20 protein-coding genes and 1 tRNA gene are annotated in these 21,049 nt (G+C 42.6%); 8 read left to right on the top strand and 13 right to left on the bottom strand.

The features are described from left to right. Positions 1-97: 97 nt before the first annotated feature. A complete protein-coding gene (locus tag HMPREF9243_RS04515; RefSeq protein WP_013668968.1) occupies positions 98-1,468 on the top strand; it encodes an FAD-dependent oxidoreductase in 1,371 nt (456 codons plus the stop codon). Positions 1,469-1,639: 171 nt separating this feature from the next. Here the strand turns inward: HMPREF9243_RS04515 and HMPREF9243_RS04510 are convergent, their stop codons facing one another. Then, positions 1,640-2,563, bottom strand: coding sequence for a neutral zinc metallopeptidase (locus HMPREF9243_RS04510; protein ID WP_013668792.1), 924 nt, complete (start codon positions 2,561-2,563; stop codon positions 1,640-1,642). 202 nt (positions 2,564-2,765) lie between these two features. On the opposite strand from HMPREF9243_RS04510, the gene HMPREF9243_RS04505 reads away from it, so the two are divergent. Together HMPREF9243_RS04505 and HMPREF9243_RS04500 are read left to right on the top strand one after the other, a co-directional pair. After that, positions 2,766-2,838 (top strand) — tRNA-Thr (locus HMPREF9243_RS04505). A 571-nt stretch (positions 2,839-3,409) separates the two neighbouring features. Beyond that, positions 3,410-3,595, top strand: coding sequence for a hypothetical protein (locus tag HMPREF9243_RS04500; RefSeq protein WP_013669524.1), 186 nt, complete (start codon positions 3,410-3,412; stop codon positions 3,593-3,595). A gap of 74 nt (positions 3,596-3,669) precedes the next feature. On the opposite strand, the gene purB is transcribed toward HMPREF9243_RS04500, so the two are convergent. From purB to purE, 12 genes are all read right to left on the bottom strand, one after another. Then, positions 3,670-4,974, bottom strand: a complete 1,305-nt coding sequence (gene purB / locus HMPREF9243_RS04495) for an adenylosuccinate lyase (RefSeq protein ID WP_013669199.1) — start codon at positions 4,972-4,974, stop codon at positions 3,670-3,672. Between the two features lie 3 nt (positions 4,975-4,977). Then, entirely contained in the window at positions 4,978-6,258 is a 1,281-nt protein-coding gene (gene purD / locus HMPREF9243_RS04490) for a phosphoribosylamine--glycine ligase (RefSeq protein ID WP_013668834.1), read from the bottom strand. Between the two features lie 16 nt (positions 6,259-6,274). Beyond that, positions 6,275-7,828 carry a bifunctional phosphoribosylaminoimidazolecarboxamide formyltransferase/IMP cyclohydrolase gene (purH, locus tag HMPREF9243_RS04485; RefSeq protein WP_013669311.1) on the bottom strand — a complete coding sequence of 518 codons (1,554 nt, stop codon included), beginning with the start codon at positions 7,826-7,828 and terminating at the stop codon, positions 6,275-6,277. Next, positions 7,809-8,399 carry a phosphoribosylglycinamide formyltransferase gene (gene purN, locus HMPREF9243_RS04480; protein ID WP_041706016.1) on the bottom strand — a complete coding sequence of 197 codons (591 nt, stop codon included), beginning with the start codon at positions 8,397-8,399 and terminating at the stop codon, positions 7,809-7,811. Before purN ends, purH begins: the two co-directional genes overlap by 20 nt. Next, complete coding sequence (purM, locus tag HMPREF9243_RS04475) at positions 8,399-9,451, bottom strand: phosphoribosylformylglycinamidine cyclo-ligase (protein ID WP_013669308.1); 1,053 nt, start codon at positions 9,449-9,451, stop codon at positions 8,399-8,401. Before purM ends, purN begins: the two co-directional genes overlap by 1 nt. Next, positions 9,444-10,907 (bottom strand): amidophosphoribosyltransferase, encoded by a 1,464-nt coding sequence (purF, locus tag HMPREF9243_RS04470; RefSeq protein WP_013669963.1) that lies wholly within the window; start codon positions 10,905-10,907, stop codon positions 9,444-9,446. The genes purM and purF overlap by 8 nt, the downstream gene beginning before the upstream one ends. A gap of 14 nt (positions 10,908-10,921) precedes the next feature. Next, a complete protein-coding gene (gene purL / locus HMPREF9243_RS04465; RefSeq protein WP_081456688.1) occupies positions 10,922-13,087 on the bottom strand; it encodes a phosphoribosylformylglycinamidine synthase subunit PurL in 2,166 nt (721 codons plus the stop codon). 65 nt (positions 13,088-13,152) lie between these two features. Continuing rightward, the gene (purQ, locus tag HMPREF9243_RS04460; protein ID WP_013668554.1) at positions 13,153-13,836 is read right to left on the bottom strand and encodes a phosphoribosylformylglycinamidine synthase subunit PurQ; all 684 of its coding nucleotides are present in this window, start codon (positions 13,834-13,836) and stop codon (positions 13,153-13,155) included. A 5-nt stretch (positions 13,837-13,841) separates the two neighbouring features. Next, positions 13,842-14,087: a phosphoribosylformylglycinamidine synthase subunit PurS gene (gene purS, locus HMPREF9243_RS04455; RefSeq protein WP_013668813.1), complete on the bottom strand. Its 246-nt coding sequence runs from the start codon at positions 14,085-14,087 to the stop codon at positions 13,842-13,844. Positions 14,088-14,120: 33 nt separating this feature from the next. Further along, positions 14,121-14,840, bottom strand: coding sequence for a phosphoribosylaminoimidazolesuccinocarboxamide synthase (purC, locus tag HMPREF9243_RS04450; protein WP_013669502.1), 720 nt, complete (start codon positions 14,838-14,840; stop codon positions 14,121-14,123). Continuing rightward, the gene (gene purK, locus HMPREF9243_RS04445; protein WP_041706012.1) at positions 14,840-15,970 is read right to left on the bottom strand and encodes a 5-(carboxyamino)imidazole ribonucleotide synthase; all 1,131 of its coding nucleotides are present in this window, start codon (positions 15,968-15,970) and stop codon (positions 14,840-14,842) included. Before purK ends, purC begins: the two co-directional genes overlap by 1 nt. Next, positions 15,963-16,448, bottom strand: coding sequence for a 5-(carboxyamino)imidazole ribonucleotide mutase (gene purE / locus HMPREF9243_RS04440; protein WP_013668479.1), 486 nt, complete (start codon positions 16,446-16,448; stop codon positions 15,963-15,965). The genes purK and purE overlap by 8 nt, the downstream gene beginning before the upstream one ends. Positions 16,449-16,962: 514 nt before the next feature. Here purE and HMPREF9243_RS09885 point away from each other — a divergent pair. From HMPREF9243_RS09885 to HMPREF9243_RS04415, 5 genes are all read left to right on the top strand, one after another. Then, positions 16,963-17,415 carry a MarR family winged helix-turn-helix transcriptional regulator gene (locus tag HMPREF9243_RS09885; RefSeq protein ID WP_013669710.1) on the top strand — a complete coding sequence of 151 codons (453 nt, stop codon included), beginning with the start codon at positions 16,963-16,965 and terminating at the stop codon, positions 17,413-17,415. Positions 17,416-17,454: 39 nt separating this feature from the next. Then, on the top strand, positions 17,455-18,522 hold the full coding sequence (locus HMPREF9243_RS04430; protein WP_013669452.1) for an LLM class flavin-dependent oxidoreductase: 1,068 nt from the start codon (positions 17,455-17,457) through the stop codon (positions 18,520-18,522). 32 nt (positions 18,523-18,554) lie between these two features. After that, positions 18,555-19,631, top strand: a complete 1,077-nt coding sequence (locus HMPREF9243_RS04425; protein WP_013668507.1) for an LLM class flavin-dependent oxidoreductase — start codon at positions 18,555-18,557, stop codon at positions 19,629-19,631. Positions 19,632-19,675: 44 nt separating this feature from the next. After that, a complete protein-coding gene (locus HMPREF9243_RS04420; RefSeq protein WP_013669222.1) occupies positions 19,676-20,245 on the top strand; it encodes an NADPH-dependent FMN reductase in 570 nt (189 codons plus the stop codon). Between the two features lie 180 nt (positions 20,246-20,425). After that, positions 20,426-21,022, top strand: coding sequence for a bifunctional 2-polyprenyl-6-hydroxyphenol methylase/3-demethylubiquinol 3-O-methyltransferase UbiG (locus tag HMPREF9243_RS04415; RefSeq protein WP_013669962.1), 597 nt, complete (start codon positions 20,426-20,428; stop codon positions 21,020-21,022). The last annotated feature ends 27 nt before the right edge of the window (positions 21,023-21,049 follow it).

Genomic DNA, 21,049 nt, shown 5'->3' with positions numbered 1-21,049 from the left:
GACTGAACTTGTAGGTAAAATTTTACGTCAGAGTAAGTTTGTTTTACTTAAAAAGTTAATCAGCTGTTAATCGCTGATAAAAAATGGAGGTATATCAATGAAATACGCTATTGTTGGTACATCGCATGCTGGTTATGAAGCCGCTCAAACGATTCTTGAAGCGCAACCAGATGCAGAAATTAATTTATATGAAGCAGGTTCAACCGCTTCCTTCCTATCCTGTGGGATTCAATCCTACTTAGAAGGCGAATCTGAATCATTAGATGACTTACATTACGCTAATGAGACTTCATATAAGGAACAAGGCATAAATATTATGGTCAATACCGAAGTCGTTTCCTTTGATGGCGACGCTAAGACGGTTACCGTTAAAACCCCAGAAGGTGAACGGACAGATGACTATGACAAGTTAATCCTCTCCCCTGGTGCCATCCCAACCCCTCTACCTGTTGACGGCGTTGACGCTGAAAATGTCTTTTATCTTCGTGGTCGTGACTGGGCACAAAAAGTTCATGACCGTATGAAAGACGCTAAGAAAGTCGTTGTTGTCGGTGGTGGTTACATTGGGATTGAAGCAGCTGAAGCTTACGCCCTAGCAGGAATTGATACCACAGTCATTGACTTCCAAGACCGCATCTTACCCACCTACTTAGATGAAGAATTTACTGATATCTTAACCAAGAATGCTGAATCCCACGGTTTAACTTTCCATGGTGGTGAAGGGGTTCAATCCTTCGAAACTAAGGATGGTAAAGTCAGTGCAGTCGTTACTGACAAGAATACATATGAAGCTGACACTGTGATTGTTTCTATCGGTATCAAACCTAATACCAAATGGTTAGAAGGTTTAGTTGATATGGACCAAAAAGGATTTATTGAAGTCAATGAAAAACATGAAACTTCAGTAAAAGACGTTTACGCTGCTGGGGATGCTACCCTAGTACCATTCAGCCCAACAGGTAAGAAAGTTTCCTATGCTTTAGCTTCTACCGCTCGTCGCCAAGGTATTGTCGCAGCTAAAAATGCTTTAGGTGAAGAAGCAACCATCCGTCCAGTATCAGGGACTTCTGGTCTACACTTATTCGACTATGAATTCTCTACTTCAGGGATCAAAGATTCCAATGCTGACTGGTATGATGGTGAAGTGGACAGTAAGTATGTCACCGCCCGCTTACGCCCAACTTTCTTTACTGAATTAAATGACGACAATAACACCGTCTACATGCAAATCAACTTTGACAAAGAATCTCATGTTGTGCTTGGTGCCCAATTCATGTCAAAAGGCAGTGTTGGCGAATTAGGTAACATTATGTCAGTTGTCATTGATCATAAGATGACTTTAGAAGAACTTGAAGCCCAAGACTTCTTCTTCCAACCAGAATTTGATGGCCCATGGCATCCAATTAACGTCTTAGCAATGCAAGCTTTAGGACGTACCTACGGATCCGATAAAATGTTATTTATGTAATTTAAGTAGTTCTAAGTATAAAAAGGCAGGGTTTTGAGCCCTGCCTTTTTTATACTTATTCCAAGCGCAAGACAAGCAACCACACCACGACCTGTCGAAGTATTCTCTGCGTGAATTCTTTCGTCTTTTCGCTCCAGCGGTCTTGCCTTTTGACACGCTTGTCACTCTCTATTATTTTTCGATATCTAATCGTGTATTAAATGTATCTCCATGTTCTAAGTCGCCGTATTGATAACCTCTTTGGAACCAGGCTTGCCGCTGAGCAGCTGATCCGTGGGTGAAACTATCTGGCACTACCCGACCATAAGCTTCTTTTTGTAGGGTATCATCCCCCACCGCATTGGCCGCTTGCATAGCCTCATCGATATCTCCCGCTTCGAGTAGGCCTTGGTCTTCAGCATAATGGGCCCAAACACCAGCGTAATAATCTGCTTGAAGTTCTAAACGAACAGATAAAGCATTCTTCTCCTCTTCACTGGCCCGACGGATGGCAGATTGATATTTTGTCATGGTCCCTAACTCGGTTTGAATGTGGTGCCCAACTTCATGGGCCAAAACGTAAGCCATAGCAAAATCGCCTGGAGCATGGTAACGATTCTTTAATTCCCGATAGAAAGACAAATCGATATAAACGGTTTTATCTCCTGAACAATAAAACGGTCCAGCCTGAGCGCTACCAAAACCACAGCCCCCAGTTTGGACATGGTCAGTATAGAGTACCAAACGCGCTGGTTCATAGTCTTTACCATAATCAGCAAATTTTTGCTGCCAAAAATCTTCAGTACTGCCTAAAACCGCAGACATGAATTCTTTTTCTTGATCACTTGCCTGCTGACTTCCACCCTGACTAACTTCTTCTGTTTGAGGCTCTGAACCGGTGGAGCTGCCATTATTACCCAATCCTCCCCCTAGGAGGGAGCCACCGCCAAAAATAGTAAAGGCCAAAATCAAGATAATCAGCCAACGCGGGGCACCTCGGGTTAAGAATAAGAGACTCAGTAAGTTTCCTAAGCCACCACTCGACCGTCTGGGACCAGTCGACTGTCCCCTGCGATCTTCGACGTTCCGACTGCGACGTAAATCCTCCCATTTCATACTATACACCTGCTTTTTCTTTTATTTACCGTTTGAAGTATCTTATAACTTATTGCTAATTCCATTATACCATGTAAGCCCTTCCTTTAACGAATGATAAATACAATAAATTAATTTCCCGCTTTTCCTCTGATTTTTAAAACAGACTTGCTTTTTACACCTGACTAATGCTATACTAATGGAGTTGACTCCTAAGTCACAAGCCGAAATAGCTCAGTCGGTAGAGCAGTGCATTCGTAATGCAAAGGTCGTAGGTTCGATTCCTATTTTCGGCATATTGAGAAAATCAGAGAATATTAATGAAGATCAAAACGCTGATATATCAGCGTTTTTAATTTTGGAAAGATTAAGAAAAACCACAGAACCTGAAATAATTTTGCACTAATTTTGCACTTTGAGAGGGTCAAAAAGTGAGGGTGCAAAATTGTTGAAAGTATATTTTTAAACACAATGTAAGAGATACGAACCGTGTTTGATTAATAGAAGAATTTATACAATATTTTGTTTTTGTAGCGCCCATCAGGGTACTTTTTTTAATTTGGACCTTTTGTTGACTTTACACCGTTTTTACTGCTTAATGAATATAGAAAGCGTAAACATAATATAAAGTTAGGTTAGTGAAAGCAAATGGAAATGTAGCAGGCAGATTTTGAGCTTTGATCACTGGAATTGCAAAGCTAGTCGAACGATCTAAAAATAAAAAAGACGATCAATCTTCCGCTGGTGAATAAATCGTCTACCCTTATCTGATCATAAGATGGAATCAGTATATTGAAAGGATTTATCTTTTGCCATGTCCTGTTTTTTACTTGTCTGCTTTAAATTTGATAGAAAGAAGAGATGATAATGATTATAGACGTTAACAAAATCGAAGAACTGCTAAAAAGCGATATTACTAGCTATCAAATATCTAAGGCCACTGGTATTGCCACACAATCGCTGGATAATTATCGTAAGTATGACAGTAAATTAGAAAACATGCGCTTAGGTATAGCCCTTAAATTATATGACTATGCAAAGCAAATATTGTAATAAAAAAGGAGTCCTTAAGCTCCTTTTTTAAATGGGGATATTTTATTATTTTAATCGATTTAACTAGTCCGCCTCTACTCAGCAGAAATCAAACCCAGTCTCTTATAGATTTCATCAACTCGGCGTAAATGGTAATGATAGTCAAAAGCATCATCGATAGCTTCTGAATTCAGGCGGTCAGTAATTTCTGTACAATCCTCTACTAAACTCCTAAAATCTTGACCTTGGTCCCAGGATTTAGCAGTTAAGGGTTGGACGAGATCATAAGCTGCTTCCCTTGATAGACCAGCATCGACTAGCTTTAATAATAAGCGTTGGCTATAAATTAAGCCATGAGTTGCTTGCATATTAGCCAGCATTTTCTCTGGAAAGACTTTCAGATTTTTCAAAACCTTGCTGAAGCGATTTAAAATATAGTCTACTAGAATGGTCGTGTCAGATAGGATAATACGCTCGGCACTAGAATGAGAAATATCACGTTCATGCCAGAGGGAGACATTTTCATAAGCAGTCACCACATGGCCACGGCAAACTCGAGCTAAACCAGTAACATTTTCACTAGAAATGGGATTACGCTTATGGGGCATAGCACTCGATCCCTTTTGCCCTTTGGCAAAGGACTCCTCTACTTCATGGACTTCTGATCTTTGTAGGTGACGAATTTCAGTGGCCATATTTTCAACACTGGTTGCAATCAAAGCCAAGCTAGCGATATATTCTGCGTGAAGGTCACGTGGTAAAATTTGGGTAGAAATATCTTGCTGACGAATGCCTAAATGGTCACAGACATAAGCTTCAATGTTAGTAGGGACATTGGCATAGGTGCCCACTGCACCAGAAATTTTACCCGCTTCAACACCTCTAGCTGCGTGGTTAAAGCGTTCGATATTTCGCTTAATTTCAGCATAGAAACGTGCCATTTTTAGACCAAATGTCGTTGGTTCAGCATGGACCCCATGGGTTCTCCCCATACATACAGTGTCCTTATAAGTTAAAGCTTTTTCTTTTAGAATTTCTAAAAGCTGGTCTAAGTCTTTTTTAATGAGACGATTAGCTTGTTTTAATTGAAAGGCTTGGGCGGTATCGACGACATCGGTCGAAGTTAGTCCATAATGCACCCATTTTTTCTCTGCTCCTAGGGATTCAGACAAACAGCGGGTAAAAGCAACTACATCATGGCGGGTTTGTGCTTCAATTTCGCTGATGCGGTCCACATCAAAACGAGCATTTTGACGAATGTCTTGGGCATCTGCTTGAGGTATCACACCTAGTTCACTCCAAGCTTCAACAGCTAAAATTTCAACTTCTAACCAAGCTTGGTAATGATTTTCAAGGGACCAAATAGCCCCCATTTCCGGCAAGGTATAACGTTCTAACATGAATTATCCGACTCCCTCTCTCTTATCTAATACCCAATGACCAATATCTTTGCGGTAAAAAGTCCCTGCTATCTGGTGTTGACCTAAAAATTGATAAACTTGATCACGGCAAATTTCATAGGATGACCCTTTAGCTACCAACATTAAAATTCTTCCACCCTTAGCCTCATAGTGCCCTTCTCGAAGTTCAACCCCAGCCCCATAGATTTGTAATCCATCAGGAAGCTTAGTAATTAATTCATCTAGCACCATACCCTTTTGATAAGTCCCTGGGTAACCTTCAGCGGCAAGAACAACGCCCAGACTTACCTGGTCTGCTTCCCGAGTGAGCTGACTTGGTCTTCCCTGTAACAAATCATCAATGACCCCAGCAAAATTATCCCCTAAAAGTGGCAAGACCACTTGGGTTTCTGGGTCCCCAAAACGGGTATTAAACTCAATCACCTTGGGCCCCTCTTGGGTTAAAATTAGGCCCGTATACAAGACCCCATAATAAGGAAAATCTCTGGCGTCCATCTCTTTTAAGACCGGTTCAACAATCCGGTTAACGACATCATTAAAGACCGATTGACTGACAAAGGGAACGGGACTGTAAGCCCCCATACCTCCCGTGTTAGGGCCTCGGTCATGGTCATAGGCCCGTTTATGGTCTTGGGCAAGAGGTAAGTGGAGGATTTGCCCTTTGCCAACCAAAGAGAAGCAGGAAAATTCTATTCCCTCCAGATATTCTTCAATAACTACCTCATTTTGACTACCATAACGATTGTCACTAAAGATTTCTTCCAAGAATTCTAGAGCGCTAGCCAAGTCTTGGACAATTTTAACCCCCTTGCCTGCAGCAGGGCCATCTGCCTTAATCACCAAGGGAAATTCCGCTGCTTTTACTGCCGCCTGGGCTTGGGCCAAATGATTATAGGTTGCATAGGCAGCGGTTGGCACTCCCTGAGCCTGCATCACTTCCTTAGCAAAGTGCTTGGAAGACTCTAAGCGACTGGCCGATTGACTGGGGCCAAAGATTTGTAATCCAGCCGCTTGGAAGGCATCAACAATCCCATTAAATAAAGGGATTTCAGGGCCTACAAAGGTCCAGGAGATATTATTTTCTCGAGCAAAGTCAATTAAAGTTGGGAAATCATCCATGCTAATGTCTTGACAGTGGATGCCATCCTTAGCCATCAGAGGATTTCCTGGAGCGCAGTAGACTTCAGAAACCTTTACATCTTGCTTAAACTTAAGCGCTAGGGCATGTTCCCGTCCACCAGAACCAATGACCAATATTTTCATAATTTTCCTCCTGAAATTAATGTCTAAAATGCCGCATACCAGTTTTTAACATAGGAATTTTGGCTTGATCAACTACGGCAATGGAATCATCATCATGGATAGAGCCTCCCGGTTGAACAATGGCTTTAATGCCATGTTGAGCCGCTAATTCTGCGGTATCAGCCATTGGTAGGTAAGCATCACTAGCTAAAACTAAACGGTCACGGTCAACATCAAAGGTATTAGCCAAGGCTTCATCAATGGCTAATTGGGCTGAGCCAATCCGGTTCATTTGCCCAGCTCCAATACCTAGGGTTTGATGGCCATTAGCGACCACTATAGCATTGGATTTAACGTGTTTAACCACTTTCCAAGCTAATTCTAAAGCAGGCAAATCTTGGGGATCGACATCATATTGGCCCATTTTTTGCCATTGTTCGTGGTTTTCATAAGCAGGAATATCTTGGTCTTGAACTAAGAGGCCACCCATTACGGAAATATATTCCTTAGCAGGAAAGAGCTTGTGATCAAAGCCCTTCACTTCTAATAGGCGTAAGTTCTTTTTAGTTTTGAGCACTGCTAAGGCCTCTTCACTAAAGGCTGGAGCAATAATAATTTCTAGGAAAATCTTATGAAGTCTTTCGGCTAAGTCCTTAGAGACTTCTTGATTAACAGCAACAATCCCTCCATAAATGGACATGGAATCGGCTTGGTAACAACGTTCAAAGGCTTCTTCAACAGTTTGACCAATCCCTACCCCACATGGATTCATGTGTTTGAGGGCCACGGCACAGGGTTGGTCAAATTCGGCAATCAGCGCTAGGGCCGCATTGGCGTCTTTGATATTGTTATAGGATAAGGCTTTTCCATTTAATTGTTTTGCTTGGCTAATGCTATAGTCATCAGCTAAAAGCGCTTGATAAAATTCAGCTTCTTGTTGGCTATTTTCCCCGTAACGTAAGGCTTCTTTTAATTCATAGGTTAAGGTTAATCGTTCAGGCTTTTCCTCTTCAAAACGGTCGGTGAGATACTGAGCAATTAATGCATCATAGGCAGCTGTCAAACGGAAAGCTTTAGCTGCTAGACGTTTGCGGTCTTCAAGAGTCGTCGCCTGTTTTTCTTTAAGGGAATCGATGACAGTGGCATAGTCCTTAGGATCGGTAAGCACGGTAACGTCCTGATAGTTTTTGGCTCCGGCACGCACCATGGAAGGACCACCAATATCAATATTTTCCACCGCTTCAGCTAATGAAACCTGGCTCTGACTAATGGTTTCTTTAAAGGGGTAGAAGTTCACCACCACATAATCAATGGCTTGTAAGTGGTTATCAGCCATGGTTTTCACATGGTCAGCATGGTCTCTTTGGAAGAGGATTCCAGCATGGATATTAGGATGTAAGGTTTTTACTCGCCCATCTAACATTTCCTTAAAGCCAGTCACTTCTTCAACAGGAATGACTTCAATACCAGCTGCTTCTAGGTGCTTTTTACTCCCCCCGGTTGAAATGATTTCTATCCCAGCCTCCTTAAAGGCTTGGGCGAGTTCTACTAAACCTTCCTTATTAGATACACTAATTAATGCTCTTGCCATGATTCATTTCCTTTCTGACTAATTCTAAAATTACTTGAGGATATAATTGATGTTCAATTGTATGAATGGCTGTCTCCAAGTCCTCCAACTGCCATGCTGGATCAATAGTTACAGCTTCTTGGGCGAGAATTCTTCCTTGATCGATATTTTCATCGATAATGTGGACCGTTACCCCAGTTTCAGATACCCCAGCCTGATAAGCGTCCCTAATCCCATGACGGCCGGGGAACTTAGGCAAGAGGGAGGGATGAATATTAATAATCCGGTTAGGATAAGCCTGGAGCAATGGCTGGTGGATCAGCCGCATATAACCTGCCAATAAAATGTAATCCAAATGATGCCTCTGACAGAGCTTCACTAGGGCCTCTTCATAGTCTTTGCGACTAGAAAAATCAGTTGGACTAAATTGAAAGGTGGGAATTTGTAAATTTTGAGCTCGTTTTAAAACATAAGCTCCAGCTTGGTCACAAAAGAGAAAGGCAATCTCAATCTCAGAATGAAGGCCCTGAAAGGCTTCCACTAAAGCTTGAAAATTACTGCCCTGTCCTGAAGCAAATATTGCACATCGCATCATAATGTCCCCTCAAATATAATTTTTTCTTTTACATCACTAGCTTTTTTAATCTGACCTATGCGGTAAGTTGACTCCCCTTGATCATGTAAGATAGCCTCAACTTCATCAATATGGGCCGGATCGATGGCGAGAACCATGCCAATCCCCATATTAAAAATATTCATCATTTCCATCGAATCGAGCTGACCATACTTTTCTAAAGCCTTAAAAATTGGCAAGATGGGCCAAGATCCTAATTGAATTTGCGCTTTATAGCCTTCTGGTAGAATGCGGGGAATATTTTCAATGAATCCTCCACCTGTGATATGGGCCATGCCATGGATCAGTGAACGCTCAATTAAGCTTTGTACAGTCTTCACATAGATCCTAGTAGGAATAAGTAATTCATCAATTAGACTACGGTCGGGACCCAGTTCTTCTAAGTGGCTATCTAAGGAAAAATCATTATCCATAAAAAAGACTTTTCGCACTAAAGAATAGCCATTAGAATGTAAGCCAGATGAGGCTAGGCCCAGGAGAATATCCCCTTCTTTAACCTTTTGGGGAGTGATGAGTTTTTTCTTTTCAGCAATACCGACCGCAAAGCCAGCCAGGTCAAAATCCTTGCTATCATACATGCCAGGCATTTCTGCAGTTTCTCCACCGATCAAGGCAGCACCAGCTTGCTGGCAGCCTTCAGCTACTCCTTTGACGATCTGCTCAATAACGGCGGGATGGTTCTTGCCCACCGCGATGTAGTCTAAGAAAAACAAGGGCTGAGCGCCTTGAGCGAGAATATCATTCACACACATGGCCACACAGTCGATACCAATGGTGTCATAACGCTGAGATTGGATAGCTAACATTAATTTAGTGCCGACACCATCCGTGCCAGCTAATAAACAAGGCTCTTCGTAGTCAAAGTCGGCTAAAGAAAAGGCTCCAGCAAAACTGCCAATCGCTCCCATTACTTCGGGTCGCCAAGTTTTAGCGACTTGCTTTTTAATTCGTTCCACCACTTGGTAACCGGCTTCCACATTCACTCCGGCATTTTGGTAGGCATTAGTCATGGTTAACCTCCTCTTCCTGTAAAGACTCTAAGTATTCTTTTTCATAGTCATATAATTCAGTCGGGTAATCGCCATTGAAATAAGCCATACATAGACCTTGATACTTGCCAGGGCCTTGTAAATCGATGCCTTTAATCAGACCTTCTTGACTGAGAAAGGCCAGAGAATCAGCTCCAATCAATTGGCAAATTTCTTCAACTGAATTTTGTGCAGCAATTAATTCTCTAGTATTAGAAATATCAATGCCGTAAAAACAAGGATACTTCAACGGTGGACAGGCAATGCGGACATGAACCTCCCGGGCTCCCGCTTCACGTAAGAGGGCCACAATTCGTTTAGAAGTCGTTCCCCGGACAATGGAATCGTCAATCATAACTACACTCTTGCCAGACACAACCTTACGAACAGCTGACAACTTCATCCGGACGCCCTGCTCTCTTTCAGCCTGACTGGGTTGGATAAAGGTACGACCAACATACTGGTTTTTTACCAGACCCATTTCATTGGCTAGGCCAGCAGCCTCGGCATAGCCCATGGCTGCCGACAGAGAAGAATTAGGGACTCCAACCACCATATCGGCTCCCTCAACTGGACTTTCCTGGGCTAAGATTTCCCCACAGCGTTTACGAGCGGTATGGACATTGACATGTTGGATATTGGAATCGGGGCGAGCGAAGTAAATATATTCCATGGAACAAATGGCTTGGTGGCGGTTTTCGGTGTAGAATTCTCGCTCAATGCCTTCATCCGTGATATAAACCACTTGTCCGGCTTCAACGTCAAATAGAGTTTTGGCTCCAATTTGGTCTAAAGCGCAAGATTCTGAAGCCATCACATAGGCTCCATTGCCTAACTGACCCACTACTAAAGGTCGAAAGCCATTGGGATCGCAAGCTCCTACCAGTCCCTTATTGGTTAACAGAATATAAGTAAAGCCACCCTTTATCTGCCCTAAGGCCTCTTTAAGTTGATCTTTAAAATTAGTCGCCTTGCTGCGGCGAATTAAGTGCATAAGCACTTCACTATCTGAAGTCGAGCGAAAAATAGCTCCTTGTTTTTCTAATTCTTCCTTTAAAGATTGTCCATTGACAAGATTACCGTTATGGGCTAGGGCCAGGTCACGATCCGAAAAGTGGAAAAGGAAGGGTTGAATATTATTCAATGAATGGTCGCCTGCCGTCGCATAACGCACATGACCTAAGGCAGCTCGCCCATCTAGGTCATGAAATTGGTTTGGATTAGAAAAGACCTCGCTAACTAAACCTAATCCACGAAATTCATGCATCCGGCCTGTGTCTTTGAGACTAGTGATTCCGGCACCTTCTTGGCCCCGGTGTTGGAGAGCCATCAAGCCATAAAAGCTAAGCCGAGCAGCATCAGGATGGTTCCAAATCCCAATTAGTCCACATTCTTCATGGGGAAGGTCATAGCTTTCCTGGTCAATATAAGTAGTCACATAGTCGGGGTCTTTTATGAATAGGCTTGTTCTTCTAACTGACACGCTAAGGCTCCTTCCCATAATTCCTTCAATTCACTCACACTTAGGTCAAGGCTTTGGTCCTGGGTTTCAAAATAAAACTGATCTTCAGCCGTTATCTGCCCCAATAAGGTCAACTTAGCCTGGCAGGAAGCTTCAAAGTCAGCTTGGTTTTCAGGCTTGACGGAAAGGATAAAGCAAGAAGGACTCTCAGCAAATAAATCAATGGCCGCTCTATCCCACTTAGCCTTGATTCCCAAATTTTGTCCGAAACAGGATTCAGCAAGAGCCACACCCAAACCACCTTCACTAATATCGTGGGCTGAAGCAAGATAGCCTGCTTGAATGGCGTTGAGAACTGCTGCTTGGTTAGCCTTTTCTTGGTTTAGATCAAAGTCCAGTAAGGCACCAGAAACTTGCCCAGTTTCCATCACTTGTAATTCAGACCCATTAAAATCAGGGCGAATCTCTCCTAGAAGATAAACAAGGTCGCCAGCATGCTTAAAATCTTGGCTAGTAACATGACTTAAATCCTTGATCAGGCCCACCATGCCAATAACAGGAGTCGGATAAATCGCCTGGCCATTACTTTCATTATTTAAAGAGACATTGCCTGAGATAACTGGAGTATTCAAGAGACGGCAGGCCTCAGAAATGCCTTGAGCCGCAGTAGCAATTTCATAGAAAATATCAGGGTCATCAGGATTACCAAAGTTTAAGCAGTCGGTAATGGCTAAGGGTTGCCCCCCACTGGCAACAATGTTACGTGCCGCTTCAGCCACTGCCAATTGACCACCACGTTCAGGGTTTAAACGTAGATAACGGGCATTACAGTCAGTGGTCATAGCCAGGGCTTTGTGAGTCCCACGTATGCGAACAACTGCTGCATCTGACCCGGGCCCAAGCACGGTTGAGGTTCTCACCATGGAATCATAAGTTTGGTAGACTTTAGCCTTTGAAGCAATGGTCGCTTGTTGGAGTAGCCCTTGTAAGATCCGACTGGCATTTTCTTCTTGAGCTTGGTACTGGTCTTGAGCTTGGTCTTGGTAATAATCTGGTTTAATCACAGCATGTTCATATTCAGGGGCATCTTCAGCCAAGGCATTAACGGGGACATCCGCCACCAGCTCGCCCTTATGGAAGAGGCGGTAACGTCCATCATCAGTCACCCGTCCAATCACTACCGCCTCAAGCTGGTATTTGTCAAAAATCGCCTTAATTTTATCCTCTTGGCCGGCTTTGACACAGAGAAGCATGCGTTCTTGAGATTCGGATAGCATCATTTCATAAGGAGTCATGCCTTTTTCTCTTTGAGGGACTTGGTCGAGATCTAGCACTAGCCCGGTTCCGGCTTTGGAGGCCATTTCCGATGATGAAGAGACTAACCCAGCAGCTCCCATGTCTTGGATCCCCACCAGTTCATCTGGACAGTTTTGGATAACCTCTAGGCAGGCTTCCAGTAAGAGTTTTTCCATAAAGGGATCTCCCACTTGGACAGCAGAACGTTGGCTTTCTTCTTCATCATTAAATTCTGCTGAGGCAAAGGTCGCCCCATGAATGCCATCCCGACCGGTCTTAGCTCCCACATAGATAATAGTATTACCCAACCCGGCTGCTTGGCCTTTTTGGATGTCCTTTTGACCCATGAGACCGACACACATGACGTTCACTAGAGGGTTCCCTTGGTAGCAATCATCAAAAGCAATTTCCCCACCAACCGTTGGAATCCCAATACAGTTTCCATAACCAGCGATCCCCTTGATAATTTCATGGAAGAGATATTTGGTCCGCTGATGGCTAAGGGGACCGAAACGCAAGGAATCCAATAAAGCAATAGGACGAGCACCCATGGAGAAGATGTCACGGATAATCCCGCCTACACCAGTAGCAGCCCCTTCATAGGGTTCCACAGCTGAGGGATGGTTATGACTTTCTGCCTTAAAAACCACTGCCTGACCATCACCAATATCGATGATACCGGCTCCTTCTCCTGGCCCCTGTAAGACTTGTGGTCCTTGGGAAGGAAACTTTCTTAGAACAGGCTTAGTATTTTTATAGGAACAGTGCTCACTCCACATGACAGCAAATAGGCCAGTTTCGGTGTAATTGGGTAATCGTCCCAGGATATCGACAACCATGTCATATTCCTTATCCGTCATGCTCCATTCCCGGTAAATTTTAGTTTCTTTAATTGCTTGAGGACTTAGTTCTTGGCTCACTCTCTTCACGCTCTCTTTCCCGCTGTTTCAAAATACTTAACCATGGACTGGAAGACCTTAAGCCCATCTTGACCGGCAATGATTTCTTCAACCGCCCGCTCAGGATGAGGCATTAAGCCAATCACATTCCCTGCCTTATTGGTGATCCCAGCGATATTTCCTGTTGAACCATTGGGATTTTCTCCGGCATAGGTGAAGATAATTTGCCCGTTAGCCTTTAAGTCAGCTAGGGTTGCCTCATCACAGTAATAATTGCCTTCCCCATGAGCAATGGGTAAAGTAATTTCCTCTCCTTCTTGGTAGAGACTGGAAAAGGGACTTTGGTTGTTTTCCACCATTAGCTCTTGTTTTTTACAGATGAAGGTTAGATCACGGTTAGGGAGAAAAGACCCTGGTAAAAGGCCACTTTCACAGAGAATTTGAAAGCCGTTGCAGGTCCCTAAAACCAACTTGCCATTTTGAGCCAAACGCTTCACTTCTTCCATAATCGGGGTAAAGCGTGCGATAGCACCGGTCCGTAAGTAATCTCCAAAAGAGAAGCCACCTGGTAACATAATGGCATCATAACCCGCTAAGGAAGTCGCACTAGCGGGAACATAGTCAGCTTCTTGGCCCAAGATATCACGGATAGCAGTCAACATATCCATATCGCAATTGGATCCAGGAAATTGAATCACAGCAAATTTCATGATGGCTAGACCTCCTTAATGGTATAGCGGTAAGTTTCCATATTGACATTAGCTAGGAGACGGTCACAAATATCAGCAACCGCTTGGTCGACATCGCCAACCTCTTTGGCAATTTCCATTTGAAAATACTTTCCTTGACGAATATTTTTTACTGCCTCATAACCCATTTGGTGGACGCCTTGCATGATGGCTTGGCCTTGAGGGTCGAGAATGGATTCCTTATAGGTGACAAATACTTCAACTGTATACATAGTGACCTCCCTGTTTTCTCTAAATCATAGTCCTTAATCTTTAATAACTTCTTGTAAACGGTGATAGACAGCTTGGTAGTAAGGGATCATATCGCCTTGATCATTGCGGAAGATGTCCTTATCAAAGGATTTCCCACTTTCCTTGTCCCAAAGTCTGGCATTATCTGGTGAAAATTCGTCAGCCAGAATAATGTCTCCCGCTGCATTCTTACCAAACTCTAATTTGAAATCGACCAGAATCAGCCCTGCTTGGTCAAACAGCTTCACTAATAAATTATTAATTTCCTTAGTCAGTGCTTTAATCTTTGCAATTTCTTCAGGATTAGCCGCCTTTAGAAAGAGGACGTGGTCATCATTCAATAGCGGGTCATTCAAGTCGTCATTCTTATAGAAGAATTCCTGGATACCACCTTCAATAGCTAAGCCCCGTTCAATCCCTAAGCGTTTAACAAAAGAGCCAGCAGCATAATTGCGGTAAACCACCTCTAAAGGAAACATTTCCGCCTTCTCAACAATTTCTTCCCGTTCATTAAGCACTTTAACCAAATGGGTAGCGATACCATGGTCAGCCAAGTAGTTAAAGATAAGTTGGGTAATGGCTTGGTTAATCCGTCCCTTGCCGGGTAAATTTTCCTTTTTAGACCCATTGCCAGCAGTCGCTTGGTCCTTATAAAAAACTCTTAAATACTTATCATCATCGGTTTGATATAAATCTTTAGCCTTACCGCTATAAATTAACTTTTCTTCTGTCATTATTTACTCCTTTTCCATATTCCACTATCATCGATCTTTTCAAGACTAGTTTCCATATCTTCTGGCAACAAGGTAACATGCCCCATTTTACGGTTGACTTTGGCTTGGTCTTTGCCGTAAATATGCAAATGCCAATCGCTATGCTTGGGAGCAGCTTCTAAGACCTTATCTAAATGTTGTCCTAAAATGTTCACCATGAGGGATGGACTTAATAATTGGGGTTCAGCCAAGGGCAAGCCACAGATAGCACGGATGTGCAGGTCAAATTGTGAGAAGTCACAGGCTTCAATGGTGTAGTGCCCACTATTATGGGGGCGAGGTGCCAGTTCATTAATTAATATTCTTCCATCTGCCATTAAGAACATTTCAATTCCTAGGGCACCGACCAAGTTACCGGCTTTAGCTATCTTATGGGCCAATTCTTGGGCGGCTTGACTGACCTCAGCGGAAATTCGTGCCGGAACAATGGATTCATGGAGGATGTTATGGACATGGATATTTTCCGATACAGGGAAAGTCACCACATGACCATTTTGTTCGCCGATAGCCATGACTGACAATTCTTTAGCAAAAGGCAGCCATTGCTCCAGCACACAAGCTTGTTCATTGAGTAAGTCAACACATTCAGGCAGATCTTTTGGACTATGGAGGACACGTTGGCCCTTGCCGTCATAACCAAACCGCCGCGTTTTTAATACAGCGGGATAGCCTAATTCTCTGACTGCTTGTTCTAAATCTTCCGTAGTCTTGACCGGTCGATAAGGAGCGACTTGAGCGCCCGCAGCTTCTAGAAATTGTTTTTCATAGAGGCGGTCTTGGCTAGTATGAAGGAGGTCTACCCCCTGAGGAAGATAGGCACCTTCACCTAGAACTTGTAAGGCTTCAGTATCGATATTTTCAAATTCAAAAGTTAATACATCGCATTGAGAAGCAAAGTCTGCTAAGGCTTGGCGGTCATCATAGGCATTTTCATAATGAAAATCGGCGACTTGAGAGGCTGAACAATTAGGCCCCGGGTCTAATATCCCTACCCGATAGCCCATTTCTTTAGCGGATTGGGCCAACATTTGTCCTAATTGTCCTCCGCCGATAATGCCGATGGTTGCCCCAGGTAAAATAGTCTTATTCAAGTTGATCACTACTTTCTATGGCTGCTTGACGCATATTTTTTCGATAACCTTCCAGGGCTTGACTGAGCTTTGCATCCTGTATACTTAGAATTTGAACCGCCAGTAAGGCAGCATTTTTAGCCCCTGACTGTCCGATCGCTGTGCTGGCGACGGGAACGCCGGCTGGCATCTGGACGATGGATAGGAGTGAATCCAAGCCACTTAGAGCGTGCGATTGAACGGGCACTCCAATGACCGGTAAGGTGGTTTTAGCAGCTAACATGCCTGGTAAGTGGGCTGCCCCTCCTGCTCCCGCAATAATTACTGCCAAGCCACGCTCACGGGTGCTTTTAGCATAAGCAAACATCTCATCTGGCATCCGATGGGCAGAAATCACACGTTTTTCATATGGCACTTCAAATTGGTCTAAAATCTGACAGGCTTGACTCATGGTTTGCCAATCCGATTGAGATCCCATCACTACCCCTACTTTTATCACTTGACGGCCTCCTTAAATAACAAACATTTGTATAGAATAAAGCTTAAATATTCGTGATTTACTTGTTTACATGTAAAAATATACCATATAATTTTAAAATTTCAATTTATTTACGTATATTATTTGATAAAATCGTTTTCATAATACGTATTATTGCTTTGATATTATTTTTAAGGCCAATTTCCCACTAAATTAATCCTTATTGCCGAACGATATGTAAAAAAAGAGCCTGGAACAAAAGTCCCAGGCTCTTTTTAAAACACGAACTATCTATTCAAAACGTGCTCCAAAAGTCAGCCCTGACGTCCACTTCACGAACTATGTGCGATAGTTTTGCAACTATCTACCATAGTTCACTCCAGTGGTTCAGGGCTCTTTTGACTTTTGTCACACTCTCAAAAAATATATTTACAGTCTAAGCAGATGATTTGTCGTCTAGCAGAAGTCCTGTTATTATATGTTTAGTGGTAAACTGTTTATAACTAAACCACTGATTGATAACGAGGTGAGTACGATGACATCAAGTGAGTCGGGCTGTGAGAATTATAACCACGCCCTCAATATTTACCAGTCCCTGGTAAGGCTTTACCGGAGGAACCTGCAAGATACCAGTCAAGCCCTAGCTGATCTCTCTTGTCAGATTAATGTGCCCCAATTTGATTTACTTTCCTATATTTGTGAGCACCCGGAAACCAACCAACAAGAGATCGCTATCCAACTCTGTGTAACTAAGGGTAACGTTAGCCAACTACTCCACAAATTAGAGGAAAATGGCTACATCAAAAAAGAAGTCCAAGGCAGAAGCCACCGGCTCTTTCCCACCAGTAAGGGCAAAGAACTTTACGAAGAAATAGCCTATGACTTGAGTAACTTCCAGCGAAGCTTTTTTAATGCTCTTGACAATGAGGAATTAGCCACCCTCGACCAACTTTTAGCCAAAGTTTGTCAGGACCACCTGAATAAGTAATCGATAGGAAAATACGCACAAAAAGAAAGGAAGAAACAAATGACCAGAGCAAATCCAGAAGAAAAGAAAGCTAAGGGGCTAGAATTTGGTTTATACAGTTTAGGTGATAACCTCCCTAACCCTCATACCGGCAAACAACTATCTGCCTCAGAGCGGATTGAAGAAATTATCCAACTGGGAAAACTGGCCGAAGAAGCCGGCTTCGATGCCTTTCAAGTCGGAGAATCCCACCAGGACTATTTTGTCTCCCAGTCCAATTTGATCATTCTTTCAGCCATTGCCCGGGAAACTAAGACCATTAAACTGGGCTCAGCGGTGACTACCCTGTCTGTCTTAGATCCTGTCCGGGTCTATGAAGATGCAGTAACCATCGACCTCTTATCTCATGGGCGCATGGAAATTGTCGCTGGTCGGGCTTCCCGACTAGGGGCATTTGAATTATTTGGCTATGACTATAAGGATTATGAAGAACTCTTCGAAGAAAAAATTGCCCTCCTAAAAGAAATCAATGACAATAAAACCGTCAACTGGCAAGGCCAATTTCGCCCTGACCTGGATGGGGTCAAGGTCCAACCTCGTAGTGAACGTTCTTCGGGAAAACTTCCTATTTGGCGGGGCATTGGAAATTCCAATGATTCTGCCCGACGTGCTGGTTTACTAGGAATGCCTATTTACCAAGCCCACCTATCGGGAGCCAACCAAACCTTTGCCCATCGCATTAAGGTCTTCCGCGAGGCTGCCCAAGAAGCTGGCTATGATCCTAGCGAAATTCCTGTACAAACAGGCAGCTTCCTCTATGTTAGGGAAAATACCCAACAAGCCTATCAAGAATTTTGGCCCTATGTGGAAGCAGGTTTTCCTCTAGTTAATGGACAAGCCTTTCCTAAACGCGCCTTTGCTCAAGGGCAAAATGTTAAATCGGCAACTATGGTCGGTGACCCCCAATTAATCATTGATAAGCTGCTGATGCAGTATGACTTATTCGGTCACCAACGTTTTAACGGTGAAATTGATTTTGGCGGCCAGCCTTTTGATGAAATTAGACGGACCCTCGACCTCTTCGCTGAAAAGGTCATTCCCACAGTGAAGAAATATACCCAAAAATAATGAAACAAAGACAATAGAAAAGGAGATTATCTATGACAATTGAAAATCCACACATTATTCCCCAAATTGATACTAGTCAAGGGATTGAATTTGGACTCTATAGTTTAGGTGACCACATGCCAAATCCCCATACCGGGGAAGAAGTCTCAGCCCAAGAACGTATCCAACAATTTATTAAGATGGCCCAAGTAGCTGAACAAGCCGGGGTGGATATCTTCCACTTGGGGGAATCCCACCAAAAATACTTTGTCTCCCAAGCCCATATGATTATTCTCTCAGCCATTGCCCAAGCAACCTCTAATATCGGAATAGCTTCTTCAGCCACCATCATTTCTACTTCTGACCCCGTCAGAGTCTATGAAAATGCGGCTACCATTGACTTAATTTCTGATGGTCGGATGGAAGTTGTTGCCGGGCGGGCTTCACGCTTAGGCATTTTCGAACTCTTAGGTTATGATGTCAAAGACTATGAGGCCCTCTATGAAGAAAAACTCGACCTCTTGCTTCAAATTAATGAAAATGAAGTGGTTAATTGGCAAGGCGAATATCGTGCTCCTCTCCATGACGCTGAGGTCATTCCTCGAGCTAAAAATGGCCTGCCAATTTGGCGGGCGGTAGGTGGGCCACCAGACTCCGCTATCAAAGCCGCGCTCAAGGGCGTTCCCATGTATATTACTACCCTAGGCGGTTCAGCGGAATACTTTAAACAATCCATTGACATCTACCGGTCCATTCTTAGCGAAAAAGGCTACGATGTTGAGTCCATGCCAGTCACCACTTCTGGCTTCCTCTATGTCAATGAAGACCGGGATACTGCCTTCAAAGAATTCTACCCCCACTTAGACACAGGGATGAGGCGGGTTAATGGAACTGGATTTAATAAGCGTCTCTTTGCCCAAGGAAAAGACTACCGTGACGCTCTTACGGTTGGCGATCCCCAATTAATCATTGATAAGATCCTTTACCAACACGAACTCTACAACAACCAGCGCTATACCGCTCAGATTGACTTTGGAGGCATCCCCTTTAAAGATATTCTCCACATGATTGACATCCTAGGTGAGACCATCATTCCCGCAGTGAAAAAATATACCAAGTCAGACCAATAAAATTCAGCAAACATTTACTAATTCATTGAGAAAGGAAAATGATCATGAAAATACTTGTCTTATCCGGCTCCAATGTGGGCCATAAAACTGAAGTGGCTGCCAAAGCTATTCTGGATATCTTAGCCAAAGACCAATATAGTGACCATAAAGTGGAATTTATTAACCTATTAGATAAGGAAATGGATTTTGCCGACGGAAGAAACTTCCTCGATTATAAGGGAGATACCTTGGAAGTCGCTCAAACCGTCATGGATGCTGATGTCCTCTTTATCGGGACTCCTATCTTCCAAGCTTCCATTCCGGCTTCTTTGAAAAATGTCTTTGACCTCTTACCAGAGAAAGCCCTGGAATATAAAACTGTGGGTATTTTTGCCTCATCAGGGTCTAACCGCCACTACTTGATTCCTGAATTGCAATTAAAACCCATCCTGAACTATATGAAAGCTAATGTTACACCGCGCTATGTCTACCTGAGTGCCAGAGACTTTACCCTTAATGAAATTTCTTCCGATGATGTGCTCTTACGCCTAGAACAATTAGTCGATGAAACCCTTACCTTGGCGAAAACCTACCAAGAAATTCAACGGATCGAAGATGAAAAATTAGGGTTTTAATCCATAATATATAACAAAACACCTCTTCAAAATGGAAAGGCAAGCCATTTGAAGAGGTGTTTTTTAGCTAATCATTTTTTGAACTTTTCCCATTACTAATAATAAATATTCACATTTGAATAATTAATTATTGAGACATTTTTGATGTTAATGTATTCACTAAGAACTAGAGGTGAAAAAATGAAATTGGAACAAATAAGGGAAGTTGAAAAAAACAATACAGATCCAATAAATAATTTTTTTGATTATTCTTATTATAAAATATATTCAAAATTATTAAATATTGAACTCGATTTGCAATCCGAATTCTTAGAAAAAAATTATTTAAATAAGTTACCTAAAATAAATACCTTAGATTTATGCTGTGGCACTGGACGTCATATCAAAAAATTAAATCGTAAGGGTTATCTCATTGACGGTGTTGATATTAACCCTGATGCTGTCGTTATTGCTAACAAAAGTACAGAGTTAGGAAAAATTTATTTAGCTGATATTCAATATTTTAAGCCTATAGAAAAATATGATTTTATCTATAGCATGGAGAGTTCAATTGGATACCTACCCGATAAGCAAACAATTGATATCCTTAAAAATTTAGAGTCTAATATTTTATCAGATAACGGTATTTTTTTATTGCACTTAATAAATAAAGATTATTTGATAAAAAATTTAACTCCTCGTGTTTGGTTTGGTGAACATTCAACTGGATATTTACTAGAAGATCGCAAGATTGATGCAGAACTGGATAAAGTAATTTTATTCATTTCTGCTTTTTAGTAAATCATTCATTAGAAAGAGAGCAAA

This window comes from Aerococcus sp. Group 1 (genome assembly GCF_000193205.1).
GTDB lineage: Bacteria > Bacillota > Bacilli > Lactobacillales > Aerococcaceae > Aerococcus > Aerococcus urinae_A.
The sequence above is the reverse complement of the archived record's forward strand: the minus strand, read 5'-3'. Positions and strand labels throughout refer to the sequence as shown.